Raw genomic sequence first — 255 nt, 5'->3', positions numbered from 1 at the left:
ATGGTGCAGAAGGATCGCGGGGGTGTTTGTGTTTCCGGCACAAGACAATTTTTTCTCGATCCGGCGCGCCTCGTCTTCATCGATGAAACCGATCTGAGCACAAAGATGTCACGGCTTCGCGGACGGGCCCCTTGCGGAGATCGATGCCGCTCCCCGATTCCACACGGGCACTGGAAGGCGACGACATTTACCGGAGCGCTCAGGCTCTCCGGCATGACCGCGCCCATGGTCCTCGACGGTGCGATGAACGGGGTA

The 255-nt window shown here is 60.4% G+C and carries 1 pseudogene; it reads left to right on the top strand.

Annotated features, from left to right (window positions below):
• Positions 1–255, top strand: a pseudogene (locus DUT91_RS25395) (hypothetical protein); the annotation flags it as partial.

This window comes from Paramesorhizobium salinisoli (genome assembly GCF_003335045.1).
Classification (GTDB): Bacteria; Pseudomonadota; Alphaproteobacteria; order Rhizobiales; family Rhizobiaceae; genus Paramesorhizobium; species Paramesorhizobium salinisoli.
The sequence above is the reverse complement of the archived record's forward strand: the minus strand, read 5'-3'. Positions and strand labels throughout refer to the sequence as shown.